Origin of the sequence: Pseudomonas fluorescens, assembly GCF_902497895.1 — a bacterium.
Lineage (GTDB): Bacteria > Pseudomonadota > Gammaproteobacteria > Pseudomonadales > Pseudomonadaceae > Aquipseudomonas > Aquipseudomonas fluorescens_BP.
The window spans coordinates 31,482-46,753 of record NZ_CABVHQ010000001.1 but is presented as its reverse complement, the minus strand read 5'-3'; the positions used below and the strand labels follow the sequence as shown (position 1 = coordinate 46,753).

At 61.6% G+C, this 15,272-nt stretch carries 9 protein-coding genes; 6 read left to right on the top strand and 3 right to left on the bottom strand.

Annotated features, from left to right (window positions below):
- Positions 1-57 precede the first annotated feature (57 nt).
- From F8N21_RS00165 to F8N21_RS00155, 3 genes are all read right to left on the bottom strand, one after another.
- Entirely contained in the window at positions 58-4,869 is a 4,812-nt protein-coding gene (locus F8N21_RS00165) for a hemagglutinin repeat-containing protein (RefSeq protein WP_150640171.1), read from the bottom strand.
- 105 nt (positions 4,870-4,974) lie between these two features.
- Positions 4,975-6,687: a ShlB/FhaC/HecB family hemolysin secretion/activation protein gene (locus tag F8N21_RS00160; protein WP_224788140.1), complete on the bottom strand. Its 1,713-nt coding sequence runs from the start codon at positions 6,685-6,687 to the stop codon at positions 4,975-4,977.
- 409 nt (positions 6,688-7,096) lie between these two features.
- Positions 7,097-7,264 carry a DUF2897 family protein gene (locus F8N21_RS00155; protein WP_008006000.1) on the bottom strand — a complete coding sequence of 56 codons (168 nt, stop codon included), beginning with the start codon at positions 7,262-7,264 and terminating at the stop codon, positions 7,097-7,099.
- Between the two features lie 367 nt (positions 7,265-7,631).
- Here F8N21_RS00155 and kdpF point away from each other — a divergent pair, with 367 nt between their 5' ends.
- The 6 genes from kdpF to F8N21_RS00130 all read left to right on the top strand — a co-directional run bounded on the left by kdpF (position 7,632) and on the right by F8N21_RS00130 (position 15,266).
- Positions 7,632-7,721 carry a K(+)-transporting ATPase subunit F gene (kdpF, locus tag F8N21_RS00150; protein WP_150640170.1) on the top strand — a complete coding sequence of 30 codons (90 nt, stop codon included), beginning with the start codon at positions 7,632-7,634 and terminating at the stop codon, positions 7,719-7,721.
- Between the two features lie 8 nt (positions 7,722-7,729).
- Entirely contained in the window at positions 7,730-9,439 is a 1,710-nt protein-coding gene (gene kdpA / locus F8N21_RS00145) for a potassium-transporting ATPase subunit KdpA (RefSeq protein WP_150640169.1), read from the top strand.
- An 11-nt stretch (positions 9,440-9,450) separates the two neighbouring features.
- Entirely contained in the window at positions 9,451-11,508 is a 2,058-nt protein-coding gene (gene kdpB / locus F8N21_RS00140) for a potassium-transporting ATPase subunit KdpB (protein ID WP_150640168.1), read from the top strand.
- A gap of 299 nt (positions 11,509-11,807) precedes the next feature.
- Complete coding sequence (gene kdpC / locus F8N21_RS00135) at positions 11,808-12,353, top strand: potassium-transporting ATPase subunit KdpC (RefSeq protein WP_150640167.1); 546 nt, start codon at positions 11,808-11,810, stop codon at positions 12,351-12,353.
- 72 nt (positions 12,354-12,425) lie between these two features.
- Positions 12,426-12,548: a hypothetical protein gene (locus F8N21_RS31245; RefSeq protein ID WP_263597287.1), complete on the top strand. Its 123-nt coding sequence runs from the start codon at positions 12,426-12,428 to the stop codon at positions 12,546-12,548.
- A gap of 66 nt (positions 12,549-12,614) precedes the next feature.
- The gene (locus F8N21_RS00130; RefSeq protein ID WP_150640166.1) at positions 12,615-15,266 is read left to right on the top strand and encodes a sensor histidine kinase; all 2,652 of its coding nucleotides are present in this window, start codon (positions 12,615-12,617) and stop codon (positions 15,264-15,266) included.
- The last annotated feature ends 6 nt before the right edge of the window (positions 15,267-15,272 follow it).

Here is a 15,272-nt window from a genome sequence, read left to right as displayed (position 1 = left end):
CAGTTCCTGCATAGAGCGGGGCTGGTGACAGGCTGCGATAGGTTCCTTTTGGTTTGGTCAGCGGGTTTTCTGATCGATGCCGCTGGCCAGGGTCTGGCTTTCATTATGTCCGCCGCCGCGCAGCAGACCGATATTGAACAACTCGTCCTCCTTGGTTTTTGAGTCGCGTTTTTTCAGCAGTTCCTTGACTATTTCAGTACCGCTCTGCGTGACAGAAGTCGACGAATTCAGGCCGACATCGGCCCGGTAGTCACGGCCATTCAGGTCCTTGGCGTTGACCGATGCGCCGCCCAAGTCAACCGAACCTCGGGTGGAGCTGATCCGCGCGCCAATCAGATTGACCTTGCCGCCAACCTGCAAGTCCACGCTGTCGATGCCCTTGATGCTTGAAGCCTGGGCGACGCTGTCCTTGCTGGCATGGCTGACATCCACCAGCAAGGTTGGTGTGATATCGCGGTTTCGCGGATTTTTGAAGAACAGGTCCTTGAGCCGTGAGTGGGCGATTTCGGCGCTGCTGGCGTTGGCGCTGAAACCTTCCTGCACTGGCGACGAGGCCGGCGCAGCAGTACGTGCCTTGTCCAGATCGTAGCTATCACTGCGGGTCAACTTGTTACCGAGTTTTTCCCTGGCGTCACCGACCTTGGCAACCAGGTTGTCCTTGAGGTCCTTGGCCTTGTCGGCGGCTTTCTCGTAGAAGCCCTTGGTCTTGTCTTTGAGGGTATCGGCGGCAGGACCGCCGAGCGCCCCCACTTTGTCGACTACGCCGTTGGGGTTCTTTTCGGTCGTCAGTTGCGCATCCACTTTCACAGTTACCCCCTTCACTTGATCCTGGCGGCTCGCAACCAGCAAATCGCCATCGATCTGGCCGCGGACGTGTTTGGCGTTGATGGTCGCCCCCGCCAATCGAGTGTCACCGCGGCTGTCGAGCTGGACCCGGTCGGCGTTCAGTCGGGTGTTGTCATGGGTCAGGCTATCGAGCTTGTCGATTTCCAGCTTCACCCGGCCAAACAGTCCGGAGGCGTTGTTGGCGTTGTCCGAGCTACCGGTGGCATTGATGCCCAGGCCTAGGCCAATGGATTTGTTATCGCGCTTTTGCGTGGAAGTCGCCGACTCGAGAATCAGGTCGCCGTTATTGGCCGCCAGTTCGAATGCTTGAGCCTTGCCCTGAAGCCCTTGCAGGCGGCCGTTTTCAGCTTCGATATGAACCTTGCCCGCGCTGTCGATACTGCCACCACGCTGGATCTGGCTGCTTTCGTCGGTTTTGCCCAGGCTGAACTGTGCACCGATTCCACCGCCTTTCGTGCTGCTCTCGGCGGTCTGAGTAGCTTTTAAACTCAGCCGGGCGCCGCCTCCGATCTTGCTGCCCTGGGCCTCATGGGTATCGACACCAGCGAGGTATTCAAGGGTATTGCCAGCGTGCAGATTGACCTCGCCATTTTTGTTTTTTGCGTCACCGATCTGCGCGCCATGCACAGTCAGGTCCTGCCCGGCGACGATGTCGGTAAGACCCTTGGCGTGCAGCATGGCGCCGCGGCCCTGAGTGTCCTCGGTACGCAGGCCGGATTTGTCGAGCTGGAAGCCACCGTTGGCTTTTTTCCCGCTGGTCGGGCTGGTGCCGCCTTCCAGCCAGGCGAAGCCGCCGAGGGTGTTTTCCTTGGAAGTTTGGCGGTCGCGGGCTTCGTCGAAGGTCAATGAACCAGGCGTATGAATGCTCAGAACGCCCTGTTGCGCGTCGAAACGAGTGCCTTCGTAGCGGCCGTCGGCGCCCAGCTGGATCTGGATACCCTGCTTGCCTGACAGGCTACCGGGCAGCGCAGTGCTAGTGGTTCTGGCCAGGTCAAAGCTGCCGCCGGAACCCGCCGCCCGGGCGTTGATGTCGCTGCCGGTGCTGGTATAGACCCGCAGGCTGGCGTCGACGTCGGTGCCTTTGGTGTGTGTGCTGGAGGTGTCTTCGGCGGCGAGGAACTCATGGGTATCGGCCGTGATTGCGACCTGTCCCTCAGTAGCGGTGTAGCGGGTGCCGGTGTCGGTCAGTGCACCTTCGACCGCGACCTTCACCGCTGCGCCTTCGAACTCGCTGACCACGGCTTTGGTGGAGTCTGTGCCGGTCTTGGTGTCGAGCAGATTGAAGGCCAGGTCGGCTCCGACGTTAGGCGTTTCGATCGCATCGATCGCCAAGGGTTGGTAGAACTTGCTCTGCCCGGTGTCCTCGATCATTTTCTGTATGGGCCGGGTCACGTCCTTATACTCGAGGCTGGCGCCAAGACTGGCGGTCCATGTGTTGACGTCGCGAATCTCGGACTTGCTGTCATGGGCTTCACGGTTTTCCATGCTGCCGGCGCTGACAACCAGGTCCTTACCGGCCTTGACCCTGGCCGCTTCGGTGATGATGGTTCCCTGGCCGTTATCGGCGATCAGTTTCAGGTTATCACGGGCGCTGAGCTGGCTTGACTTGACGGTGGATGCTTGAGCGTTGGTGTCGATGCTCTCTTTACCGACCTGGTAGCCGGTCCCGGCGCGGTCCATGCCGCCGGTGCCGAATGCACCCAGGTTGAGGTTCTTCTCCTGGGTACGGTCGGTGGTTTTGTCCGCTTCGCTCAACAGCTCGATGGATTTTGCCTTGAGCTGCAGATCTCCGGCCGTGGCCTCGACTTGTGAACCTTTGACCTGCAGGTTATTGCCGGCCAGCAGTTCCACTGTGCCGCCACTCAGTTGGCTGCGCTCGTGGGTGAGGGTATCCAGGGTGTTTTTGGTTTCCTTCTGGTTATAGCCGACCTCGGCCTTGTATTGCTTCGAACCTTTGATTCCGTCGGCGGCTTTTTTGGTTTCCCCGGCTGAGGCCGAAAAACTGTGGGTGTCGGTTTCGCGGATGGTTTTCCCACTGCTGTTGGCTGCCCGCAGGTTAATGTCGTTGTTCGCCGTGAGTTCGAGCTTGCCTTGGGCCTTGACCTCGGCGCCGATCACGTTCAAGTCGCTGGCGCTTTGCAGGCGCAGATTGCTCTGCGATTGCACCTGGCTACCGACGTGAGTGCCGGTGTCGTTCTGTGTGCGTGTTTGATCCTTGATCAGGCCGAAGAGCTTGCTGTCTTTATCTGATTTGTCGGAGTGTTCAAGGTTTTGCGCACCATCGACGGTCAACGCGCCGCTGTTGCTGATCAACAGTGCGTCCTGTTTACCCAGCACCCGGCTGCCGCTGATGGTGACGTCCTCGGAGATCACCCGCAGCTTGCCTTGGGCCTCGACCCGGCTGCCAACCGCCAGATCCTTACTCTGATCGTCCTTGCCGTTCTCGCCGAAAAAGCTACCGGAGACCAGGTCGCCTTCATAATTCTTCTGGTAGCTCGATTGTGCGACTCGGGAAGCGTCAATCTGGACTTTTCCGCCGGCCTGAATCGTCATGTCGCCGTTGCTTTCGACTTGGCTGCCCCGTACCTGCACATTGCCTTTGGCGGTGAGATTCATCGCGGCACCGCTTTGCAGATGGCTGCCTTGGGCTTTTTCGCTGTGCTCGTTTGTTTCATAGTCACCGCGCCAGAGGTTTTTGCGGTGATTGACCTTCTCTTTGATATCGGTCGAGTCGTTCAGCGCAGTGACTAGCAAGTCCTTGCCGGCATCGACCTGTAACTGGCCGCCGGCCTTGGCGGTAGAGGCTTTGAACTCGACGTTTTCACCAGCCTTCAGGCGCAAGTCGGCGTTGGCGTTCAGGTTGCTGGCGTGCTGCCGACGGCGGGTTTCAGTGCGGTTTTTGTCGTAGGTTTCGGTGGTGATGAACCAGAATTTCTTTTCCCAGTCTTCATGAGTCTCGGTTTTTTGTTCGGCGCTCAGGGCATCGAGTCGCAGGTTGCGGCCTGCTACAGCATCGATATTGCGCCCGTTAACGTCGGCGGCCTTGAGGGTCAAGTCGCCCTTGGCAGACAGACGGGCATCGCCCTCGGTGCTGCTCAGAACCGTGCGTTGCACATTCAGGTTGTTGGGTCGGGTTTTGCCGGTGATCTCCAGATCACCGGCTGACTCGATCTTCAGGTCTGCCCTCGAAGTGATGGGCGCGGCAATCCTGACCCCGGCGCCATCGGCGGTGCTGACGATATTGATTCGTCCCGCACGCATGGCGCCGAACAGTTGTGCGTCGACCCGTCGCTGGCTGCCCGGCGAGTTGCGGCTCTGCTCGACGTTTCCACTGGCGTAGTTCACCTGGTTGCGCCCGGCCGTCAGGTTCAAGGTGGTCTGCGCGCTGATGTCGCCGTCGGTGGTCACGCGCGGTGCGAGCAAGTCGATGGCGCCGCCGTTGTTGTGCAGGCCAAGCTGTCCGACCTGCAAATCACCGCTGGCGTTGAAGGTGTTCAGGCGGGTCAGGCGACCGTCTTCGAGTTCCGGGCTGCCAACCACGAAACTGGCCCGGGGGGTGTTGATGAAGCTCGCACCATTGACGTTGATGCCGTTGGGATTGGCCAGTACATAGTCCGCAGCCCGGCCGAAAATTTCCTGTGCCCCGGCGATGCTCGAGGCATTGCGACTGATGACTTCGTTGAGAATCAGGCTGGCGTCGCGTCCGTTGAACTGCGAGTTGGCACCGAGCTGACCGGCCAATTGGGACGTCCCGGGCACCAGTGAGTTGTTCAGCACCAGACCCTGGCGTTCGACGTTGTAGTCGTAAAACTGGTTGTGCGAAACACCCGCGCCATTGGGCGCGACAATGCCGACCACCGGAACGCCTTGTTCACGGGAAACCAGGGCGCCGCCGGGTACCGGGGTCAGGTTTTCGGCCAGTGCCGGTTGTATGTAAGGGACGAATACCAGTCCGGAAATGACCCAGCGCAATGTCTGGCAGGGTCTCAGTCGCAGGGGCGGGAGTGTTGTTTTTGTTTTCATGACGAAACCTTTTGATTGTTGTTATGGGTTTGCGTGCAATGTCCTTATCGTCCTTGCGGGCACGATTGATCGCTCCTTGGGAAATCTTCCAGGATTTCCTTTGTTTCAAATCCAGAGGTTCACCTCCATTAGCCAGAAACCCGGCTCCGGGTTTAAAGGTCGCGAGCTGTACAGCCGGCGTTGGTAGTCGACATCGACTTGAAAGTTTTTTCCGCTGAAACCGAGGCCAACGCTCGCGCCCGCCAACCGCTGGCTTCTGGCGCCCTGGGTATATTTCCCCCAGCCACTGTCGAGCCCCACGCGCGGAGTGATGCGTAGCTGTGGGCTGAATGTTCGCGGCAGACTCAGGGTATTGCGCCATACGGCGCCCTTGGCGGCGGACAGCGAGCCAAGACGAAAACCCCGGACCGCGTAGTCATCGGTCAACAGCATTTGCTCGAGGCTCGGCAGCAGGTCGGGGCTGTATTGCAGGGCCAGTTGACTGTCCCAGTTCCACAGGGCGTCGCGGCTTTGGCGCCAGTAGCTGATGTCGGCGCGGTACTTGCGAAATTGCGCTTGTGGCAAGCGCTGGGTAAGCCGCTCGCTATCGCGGTCGGCGCCCAGCCAGTCCAGCCCTTGGGCGTAACTGAGGGTGCTGCTCCAGATTCCGTCCGAGACCTTGAGCAGGTTGAGACTGGCCTCGGCCACTGTCAGACGCGGGCTCTGGATGCGCAGGTGCTGCCCGGCAAAGTAGCTGTCCGAGCGCTTGGAGCTCAGGCGCAGCGTGCCGTTCAGCAATGTGCCCTGATCGCGCCAAAGCATGCGGTTGAGGCTCAGAGCGTACTGGTCGGTCTGACCGTTGCTGACCACGACCTGGTGCTTGAGCTGAATCGGATAACGGTACTCGGCGCGGCTCAGGCTCAGGCCAAGGGTCCAGAAACCATAAGGAATGTTGTAGTACAGGCTTTGGCTGCGGCTGTAGGCGTCTTGCCGATTCAGCGATGTGCTGCCATTGAGGCTGACGAAGTCGTTCAGCCCCAATGGGCTATCGAGGCTCAGGCTCAACGCGGCACGGTTGCGCCCGGTTTGCTGGTTGCCTCGGTTGTTGGCGTTCAACGCTGCGGCCCATGGCGCCGCTTGGGTGCGCGAACGAATGATCAGCCGCGAGCCGCCGGCCAATGCGCCAGGCGCGATGTCAGCGGTCAGGTCCAGAGAGCGCAGGCGGTTCAACTGGTCGAGGCCCTGCTCCAGATCGCGCAACTGCAAGGGTTTGCCAAGCATCCCGGGGAACGCGCCCTGGAGTGACACAGCTTGGGTCGGATCTTCCAGTTCGATGGATTCGACGAAGCCTTCCTCGATGATGATGTCCAGGCTCTGTGCATCTTGCGGTGGGCTCGCCAGATAGGGGCGGCTGGCGATATAGCCGGCATCGACATACAGCTGGGTGAGGGCTGCCAACAGCTGATTGATCTGTTGGGCATTCATGCAGGGCGTGATCAGCGTGTCGAGTCGGGCGATGATCTGCTGCTGAGTGATCAAGGTATTGCCGGCCAGTCGCAGTCCTTGAAAACTCCAGCAGCTTTCGCTGCCAGGCGAAGCCGACTCGGGGGTCGTGTGTTCCGGTTGCGCGGGGCCGGAGCGTTCCAGCAGACGCAGACGCTGGTCGAGCTCCAGTTGCTCGCGGGTTCGCCGTTCACGGTCTTGCGAGCGCAGGTTCAGATCGCTGATCGATGGATCGTCACCCCAGGCAGAGGGTACATACATCAGTCCAATCGACAGGATGATCGCCAACCAGAAGTCGGAGGTGCGGAGTGCGAACCGGAAATGGACATTCGGCATAAGCCCGATACTCGTAATTGCCAATGGCTGTAACACAAAGTCTAAAGCGCTTTGGGCCAGCAAATACGGGGGCGTGCGTCTGGATTTGGTGTGGGATCCGTCCTGCGAATGTAGGACTTGGAGGGGGAATATGTAGGACGAGGCGCCGCACCCCGTAGCAGCTGCCGAAGGCTGCGTTCGGACCGGGGTCGCGCTCGACCGCAGCAGTCGCAAATCCTGCTTGCACGGATTGTCTGGAATACCGCAGTGCCTGATTTTACGACCGCTGCGTCCGGATGCGGCCCAGACCGAACGCAGCCTTCGGCAGCTGCTACGGGGCCAGTGCGGGGCAAGCCCTCTCGCCACAAGTTCTGTGCATGGCGATAGATATGAAAAACCCCGTCATTGGTTCTCAATGACGGGGTTTCAGTCAACGATCCTGCGCATCCTTGGCGTCCGCTTCCGCATTGCGTTCTGCCACGCGTTTACGTTGTTCTTCGGTCAGCTCCACCTTGTTGGCGGTGTCGCGCAGCATCATCAAGCCGCCGACGATCGAGCCGATTGCAACTATCAGAATCAACCAGGCATACCAGGGCATAGGGCTCTCCTTCAAGGCAGCCACGGGGCGAAGGATTTCGCCCGATGGTTGTGCATATACCACTTTGAGTAATCGCGTTTCTCAGTGGTTTCATTGTAGGCCTGTTACTCCTCGCAGGAGCTGCCGAAGGCTGCGATCTTTTGATCTTTGGCGATGCGACTGACCTCTAAAATCAAAAGATCGCAGCCTTCGGCAGCTCCTACAGGAGGTTGTATTGCCGCCCGGTCAGCATCGCATTTGATCGGGGCATTTCCCCACTTTTTACACATTCTTTATGCCTCGCCTCACCCCTCGATCTCGCTCCTTTACAGCCTCCCTGCCGACAATGAATGCACACGCGGCAATCGCCGTATGACGGAGAAATTCCATGAGCGTTCTGGACGGAGTGTCACTGCTGCTGGCAATGGGGCTGTTCATTTATCTACTGGTTGCGCTGGTGCGCGCGGATCGGAACTAGGAGCGGTTATGCACAGTTATGACTATGGACTGATCCTCGCCTTCTTCGCCCTGGTGTTGATACCGGCGCCGTTTCTCGGGCGCTTCTACTACAAGGTGATGGAAGGCCAGCGCACCTGGCTGACGCCGGTCCTCGGGCCAGTGGAGCGCGGCTGTTATCGAGTGGCCGGGGTCGATCCGCAGGCCGAACAGAGCTGGCAGAAATACACCCTGGCCTTGCTCGCCTTTAACCTCGCGGGTTTTGTGCTGCTGTTTCTGATCCTGTTGTTGCAGGGTTATTTGCCGCTCAACCCGCAGCACCTGCCGGGTCAGGAGTGGACGCTGGCGTTCAACACCGCCATCAGTTTCATGACCAACACCAACTGGCAGGCCTACAGTGGTGAAGCCTCGCTGAGCTATCTTAGCCAGATGGTCGGCCTGACCGTGCAGAACTTCGTCAGCGCCGCCACCGGCCTCGCGGTGCTGGTGGCCCTGTGTCGCGGCATCGGCCGGCGTTCGGCGCAAACCCTGGGTAATTTCTGGGTCGACATGACCCGCGCCACCCTCTACGGCCTGTTGCCGTTGTGCCTGTTGCTGGCGCTGTTCCTGGTCTGGCAGGGCGTACCACAAACCTTCGGCCACTACGTGAATGCGCTGACCCTGCAAGGGGTGGATCAAGTGATTGCGCTGGGCCCGGCAGCCAGCCAGATTGCGATCAAGCAACTGGGTACCAACGGTGGTGGCTTCTTCGGCGTCAACTCGGCCCATCCGTTCGAGAACCCGACGGCCTGGAGCAACCTGTTCGAAGTCGCGTCGATCATTCTGATCCCGGTGGCGCTGGTGTTCACCTTCGGCCATTACGTCAAGGACCTGCGTCAGAGCCGGGCGATCATCGCCTGCATGCTGGCGCTGTTCCTGATCGGCGGTGCCACTTCGCTGTGGGCCGAGTACCAGCCGAATCCGAGCCTGGACCACGTTGCGGTCGAACACACCGCGCCGCTGGAAGGCAAGGAAACGCGCTTCGGCACTACCGCCACGGTGCTGTGGTCGGTGACTACCACCGCGGCGTCCAATGGTTCGGTGAATGGCATGCACGACAGCCTCAACCCACTGAGCGGGATGGTCGCGCTGGTCAATATGATGGTCGGCGAGGTGATCTTCGGCGGCGTCGGTGCCGGGCTCTACGGCATGCTGCTCAACGTGCTGATCGCGGTGTTCCTCGCCGGCTTGATGATCGGCCGCAGCCCGGAATACCTCGGCAAGAAACTCCAGGCCAGGGAAGTCCAGTTGCTGGTGGTGACTCTGCTGGTGATGCCGGTGGGCGTGCTGGTGCTCGGTGCGATCGCCGCCAGCTTGCCCGGCCCGGCGGCGGCCATCACTAACCCAGGTCCCCATGGTTTCAGCCAGTTGCTCTATGCCTATACCTCGGCCAGTGCCAACAACGGTTCGGCCTTCGCCGGGCTGGGCGCCAACACGCCGTTCCATAACCTGATGCTCGGCCTGGGCATGTTGATCGGTCGCTTCGGTTACATCCTCCCGGTGCTGGCCCTGGCCGGCAGCCTGGCCATGAAGAAAACCGCGCCGATCGGCCAGAACAGCTTCCCGACCCATGGTCCGCTATTCGTGACCTTGCTGGCCGTGACCATTTTGCTGGTGGGCGGCCTGACGTTCCTGCCGACCCTGGCGTTGGGGCCTGTTGCTGAACACCTGGGCCAAGCCGCTTTTGGACTGAAGAGCTGAGGGATCCGATGATGAATATGCCCGCAACCAAAGCCGCCGTCGTCAAGGCGCCGGCACCACCAAAAACTGCGATCTCGGCCCTCTGGCGGCCGGCGCTGCTGCAAGCTTTCATCAAGCTCGACCCGCGCCAACTCAAGCGCGCGCCGGTGATGCTGGTGGTCGAACTGACGGCGATCCTCACCAGCGTCCTGTGCCTGGTGCCGGACCCGGCGGTGCCGACTTTCGTCGCCGCGCAAATCGCCCTGTGGCTGTGGTTTACCGTGTTGTTCGCCAACTTCGCTGAAGCCCTCGCTGAAGGCCGCGGCAAGGCCCGCGCCGACAGTCTCAAGGCCGGCAGCGAAGGCTTGAGTGCCCGGCGCAAGAGCGCTGATGGAAGCTATCAGGTGGTGCCCGCCACCCGCCTGCGCAAAGGCGATATCGTCCGGGTCGAAGCCTTGGAGATGATCCCCGGTGACGGCGAAGTGATCGAAGGCATCGCGGCGGTCAACGAGTCGGCGATTACCGGCGAGTCGGCGCCGGTGATCCGCGAGTCCGGCGGCGACCGCTCGGCCGTCACCGGCAACACCCGGCTGGTCTCCGACTGGCTGCTGGTGCGGATTACCGCCAACCCCGGCGAGTCGACCCTCGACCGGATGATCGCGCTGGTGGAAGGTGCCAAACGTCAGAAAACCCCCAACGAAGTGGCGTTGGATATCCTGCTGATCGGCCTGACCCTGATCTTTCTGTTGGTGGTGGTGACGCTTCAGCCATTCGCCCATTTCGCCAACGGCAGCCTGCCGCTGGTATTTCTGGTGGCGCTGTTGGTGACCCTGATTCCGACCACCATCGGCGGCCTGCTCTCGGCCATTGGTATCGCCGGGATGGATCGTCTGGTGCGGCTCAACGTCATCGCCAAATCCGGGCGCGCCGTGGAGGCGGCGGGTGACGTGCATGTGTTGCTGCTGGACAAGACCGGCACCATCACCTTCGGTAATCGCCGCTGCACAGCGATTCACCCCGCACCCGGGGTCAGCGCCAAAGAGTTGGCCGAAGGAGCATTGCTGGCTTCGCTGGCCGATGACACCGCGGAAGGTAAATCCATCGTCGAGTACCTGCGTGAACTTTATCCACAGGTTGAACCGGCTGCCGAGGTGCTGACTGCGGTGCCATTCAGTGCCGAGACCCGCTTGTCCGGAGTCGACTGCCAGGGTCGGATTTACCGCAAGGGCGCGGTGGATTCGCTGCTGACTTTCGTCGGTCTGCAACGTCGCGATCTGCAGCCGGCGCTGGCCCGGGAAATCGACCGGGTCGCCCAGAGCGGCGGCACGCCGTTGCTGGTCTGCGCCGAGGGCAAGTTGCTCGGCGCCATCCACCTCAAGGACGTGGTCAAGCCCGGCATTCGCGAGCGTTTCGCCGAGCTGCGCAAGCTGGGTATTCGCACCGTCATGGTGACTGGCGACAACCCGCTGACCGCCGCCGCCATTGCCGCTGAGGCCGGTGTGGATGACGTGCTGGCCGAAGCGACTCCGGAGAAGAAGCTGGCGCGTATTCGGCATGAACAGAATGACGGGCGCCTGGTGGCGATGTGCGGCGATGGTGCCAATGATGCGCCGGCGCTGGCCCAGGCCGACGTCGGCATGGCGATGAACGATGGCACCCAGGCTGCGCGTGAAGCGGCGAATATGGTCGACCTCGACAGCGATCCGACCAAGCTGCTGGACGTGGTGCAGATCGGCAAGGAATTGCTGGTGACCCGTGGTGCGCTGACCACCTTTTCCATCGCCAACGACGTGGCCAAGTACTTCGCAATCCTGCCGGCGCTATTCGCCTCGATTTATCCACAGCTTGGCGTGCTCAACATCATGCACCTGAGCAGCCCGCAGAGCGCGATCCTCTCGGCGATTGTCTTCAACGCCCTGATCATCGTGGTGCTGATCCCGCTGGCCTTGCGCGGAGTACGAGTCCAGGCAGCGAGCGCGGCGGCATTGCTGCGGCGCAATCTGCTGATCTACGGCGTCGGCGGGATCCTGGTGCCGTTTGTGGGGATCAAGGCGATCGACATGGTGTTGACGGGGTTGCAGTTGGTTTAGTGGTGGGGTGCCTCTAGCTTTTGGTTTGAAATGAGATCCAACCCTCTCCCCTAGGGGCACAACATTGAAATACGGACTCAGTCCTTCACCGTATTTCAAAGTTGTGTAGATATTTATGTCGTACGGGGAAAGGGAGCCGATCTTTGTGCTGTTCAAAACCTGAGTTCGACTCGAAGTTTCAGGTCGCAGTACTTCTAAAAAACACCGCGGTCAGTCCCCTCGCCCCTTTGGGGAGAGGGTTAGGGTGAGGGGTGGATTCCCCTGACACACCACAATTCTTCCGAATCGAGGATTCTGAAATGTCCACAATGATACGTCCGGCCCTGAGCCTGCTGGTCCTGATGACCCTGATCACCGGCATCGCCTACCCATTGGTGGTCACCGGGATAGCCCAGCTGGCATTCCCGGATCAGGCCAATGGCAGCCTGGTACGCGATGCCGACGGCAAGGTCCGCGGCTCGGCGCTGATCGCCCAGGATTTCAGCGGTGATGCCTGGTTCCATCCGCGGCCATCGGCGGGTGCCTTTGCCACGGTATCGAGCAGCGCCAGCAACCTGGCGCCGAGCAATCCGGCGCTGGCTACCCGGGTAATTGAGGAGGCCAACAAGCAGTTGGTGCCGGGGCAGGGGGCGGTGCCGTTGGCGTTGCTCACTACCTCCGGCAGCGGCCTTGATCCACACTTGCCACCGGCGGCGATTGCCTATCAACTGGCGCGGGTCGCGGCCGCCCGCAACCTGCCGGTTGCCACTGTGCAACAGCTGGTCGATGCCCATGTCGAGCGGCCTCTGGTGGGGCCGCCGGTGGTGAATGTGCTGGCCTTGAATATCGCGCTGCAACAGCTGTAGATCAAAAGATCGCAGCCTGCGGCAGCTCCTACAATGACCGCGTACACCCGGTTGATAAGGGTGACGCCGATCATGGACCGCTACACCCGGTTGATAAGGGTGACGCCGATCATGGACCGCTACACCCGGTTGATAAGGGTGACGCCGATCATGGACCGCTACACCCGGTTGATAAGGGTGACGCCGATCCTGTAGGAGCTGCCGCAGGCTGCGATCTTTTCGGGCATAAACCAATCTCAAGACGTACAAGGCGAAACCAGCATGAGTGACTCCGGCCGCGCCGACGCGCTGTTAGCAGACTTGCCCCGCGACGGTCGTGGCCGGCTCAAGGTCTTCCTCGGCGCCGCCCCTGGGGTCGGCAAGACCTACGCCATGCTGCAGGCAGCCCACACCCAATTACGTCAGGGGGTGAAACTCCTGGTCGGTGTGGTGGAAACCCACGGTCGCGCGGAAACCGAGGCGCTGCTCGGTGGTTTGCCGCAGCAGCCGTTGCTGCGCTCGGAATACCGCGGGGTGATGCTCGAAGAGATGGACCTCGATGGCCTGCTCAAGGCCAGGCCAACGCTGGCACTGGTGGACGAACTGGCACATACCAATGCACCCGGCAGCCGCCACGCCAAGCGCTGGCAAGACATCCAGGAACTGTTGGCCGCCGGCATCGATGTGTTCACCACGGTCAACGTCCAGCATCTGGAAAGCCTTAACGATCAGGTACGCGGCATTACTGGGGTGCAGGTCCGCGAAACCTTGCCCGACTGGGTACTCCAGGAAGCCTACGAACTGCTGCTGATCGACCTGCCACCCCGGGAACTGCTGGAGCGTTTGCGCGAGGGCAAGGTCTACGTGCCGGAACAGGCGCGGGCGGCGATCGACGCGTTCTTCACCCAGACCAACCTCACCGCCTTGCGTGAGCTGGCGATGCAGACCGCCGCGGCCCAGGTAGATGATGATTTGACCCAGGGTTACCGCCAATTGGGCCAGGCGGCACCAGCGGTGCGCGGACGCCTGTTGGTGGGGATCGATGGCGATGCCCAGGCCGAACGCCTGGTGCGCCACGCCAGTCGGGTCGCCCAGCGCCGGCATTTGCCCTGGAGCCTGGTGCATGTGGATAACGGCAGCGTGCGCGACGAGCAGTCGCGTTTACGCTTGCAAAGTGCCCAGCAACTGGCCGAACGTCTGGGCGGTGAAGTGGTGTTGTTGCGGGCCGGCGAGGTCGCGAAAACCTTGATCCAACACGCCGCCGAACGCCGTGCCAGCCTGCTGCTGGTCGGGCAGTCGCGGCCGCGTTTGCGCCGTCGGCTGTTCGGCGGCGGTTTGGCCTCACGGCTGTTGCGCGATGCGCGAGGGCTGGAAATCAACGTCCTCGACAGTGAAGCCGACCAACCGGTGCCGCGCATGCGTGCGGCGCATTCGCTGGTCTGGTTCGACTATGGGCTGGCGGTGCTGGCGACGGTACTGGCCAGCGCCCTGGCCTGGGCGGTGGTCAGTGTGTTGCCGCTGCCGAACATCTCGCTGGTATTCCTCGCCGCAGTGCTGCTGGTGGCGGTGCGCAGCAGTCCCGGCCCGGCCCTGGCCTGTGCGGCGTTGTCGTTCCTGACCTACGATTTTTTGTTCATTTCGCCGAATTTCTCCTTAAGCATCCAGCGCGAAGAAGACGTCCTGACCTTGCTGTTTTTCCTGCTGATGGCGGCCCTCACCGGCAACCTCGCGGCGCGCCAGCGTCGGCAGTTGCAGGCCCTGCGCGATACCCAGGAAGAGACCAGCGAACTGCTCGACCTGTCGCGCAAACTGACCGCGGCCACCGACCGCCAGGCAGTGGTCAGCGCCGCCGCCCAGCACCTCAATGGCTGGAACGATCTGCAACTGTGCCTGCTCAATCGCGACGGACCGAGCAGCTGGAAGGTCGAAACCGGCGGCCCGCAGCAGTTTTCCGAAACCGAGCGCGCCGCCGCCGACTGGGCCTGGCAACACGATCAACCGGCGGGCAGGGGCACCGGCACCTTGCCGTTCGGGCGCTGGTGGTGGTGGCCGTTGTCGGTGGAAGAGGGCCCGCTGGGGTTGCTCGGCGTGTGCAGCAAAGACGGCCAGCCACTCAGCGGTCAGCGCCGTCGTTTGTTGACCGCCTTGAGCCAGCCGTTGGCTCAGGCCCTGGCCCGGGCGCAATTGGCCGAGGATCTGGAGGCGGCACGCCTGCATGGCGAGACCGAGCAATTGCGCAGCGCCTTGCTGGCTTCGGTGTCCCACGATTTGCGCACGCCGCTGACGTCCATGCGCGGCAGCATCGACAGCTTGCTGGCCCTGGGCGAAGCGATCCCGCTGGAGGACCGCCGTGAACTGCTCGAAGGCACTCGCGATGAAGCCGAGCGGCTGGATCGCTATATCCAGAACCTGCTGGACATGACTCGTCTGGGCCACGGTGGCATGAAGCTGGCGCGGGACTGGGTGTCGCCGGCAGATATCGTCGGCAGTGCGCTGAACCGCTTGCGCGCGGTGCTGGCGCCGTTGCAGGTCAGCACCGAGGTGCCGGGGGAATTGCCGTTGCTCTACGTTCACGCCGCGCTGATCGAACAGGCTTTGGTCAACGTGCTGGAAAACGCTGCGCGCTTTTCACCGCCTCAGGGGCGTGTGCAATTGAGTGCCGGTGCGACTGACAGTGAGCTGTTTTTTTCCGTGAGCGACGAAGGCCCCGGCATTCCGCAAGCGGAGCGGGCAAAGATTTTCGACATGTTCTACACCGCCGCTCGCGGTGACCGGGGCGGGCAGGGCACGGGGCTGGGGCTGGCGATCTGTCAGGGCATGGTCGGCGCCCATGGCGGGCGAATCAGCGTCGCCGACGGCATCGACGGCCGCGGCACCTGCATCACTCTGCATCTACCCTTGCAGGAACAGCCGGGTTTTGAAAGTGAAGCCTGATACCCT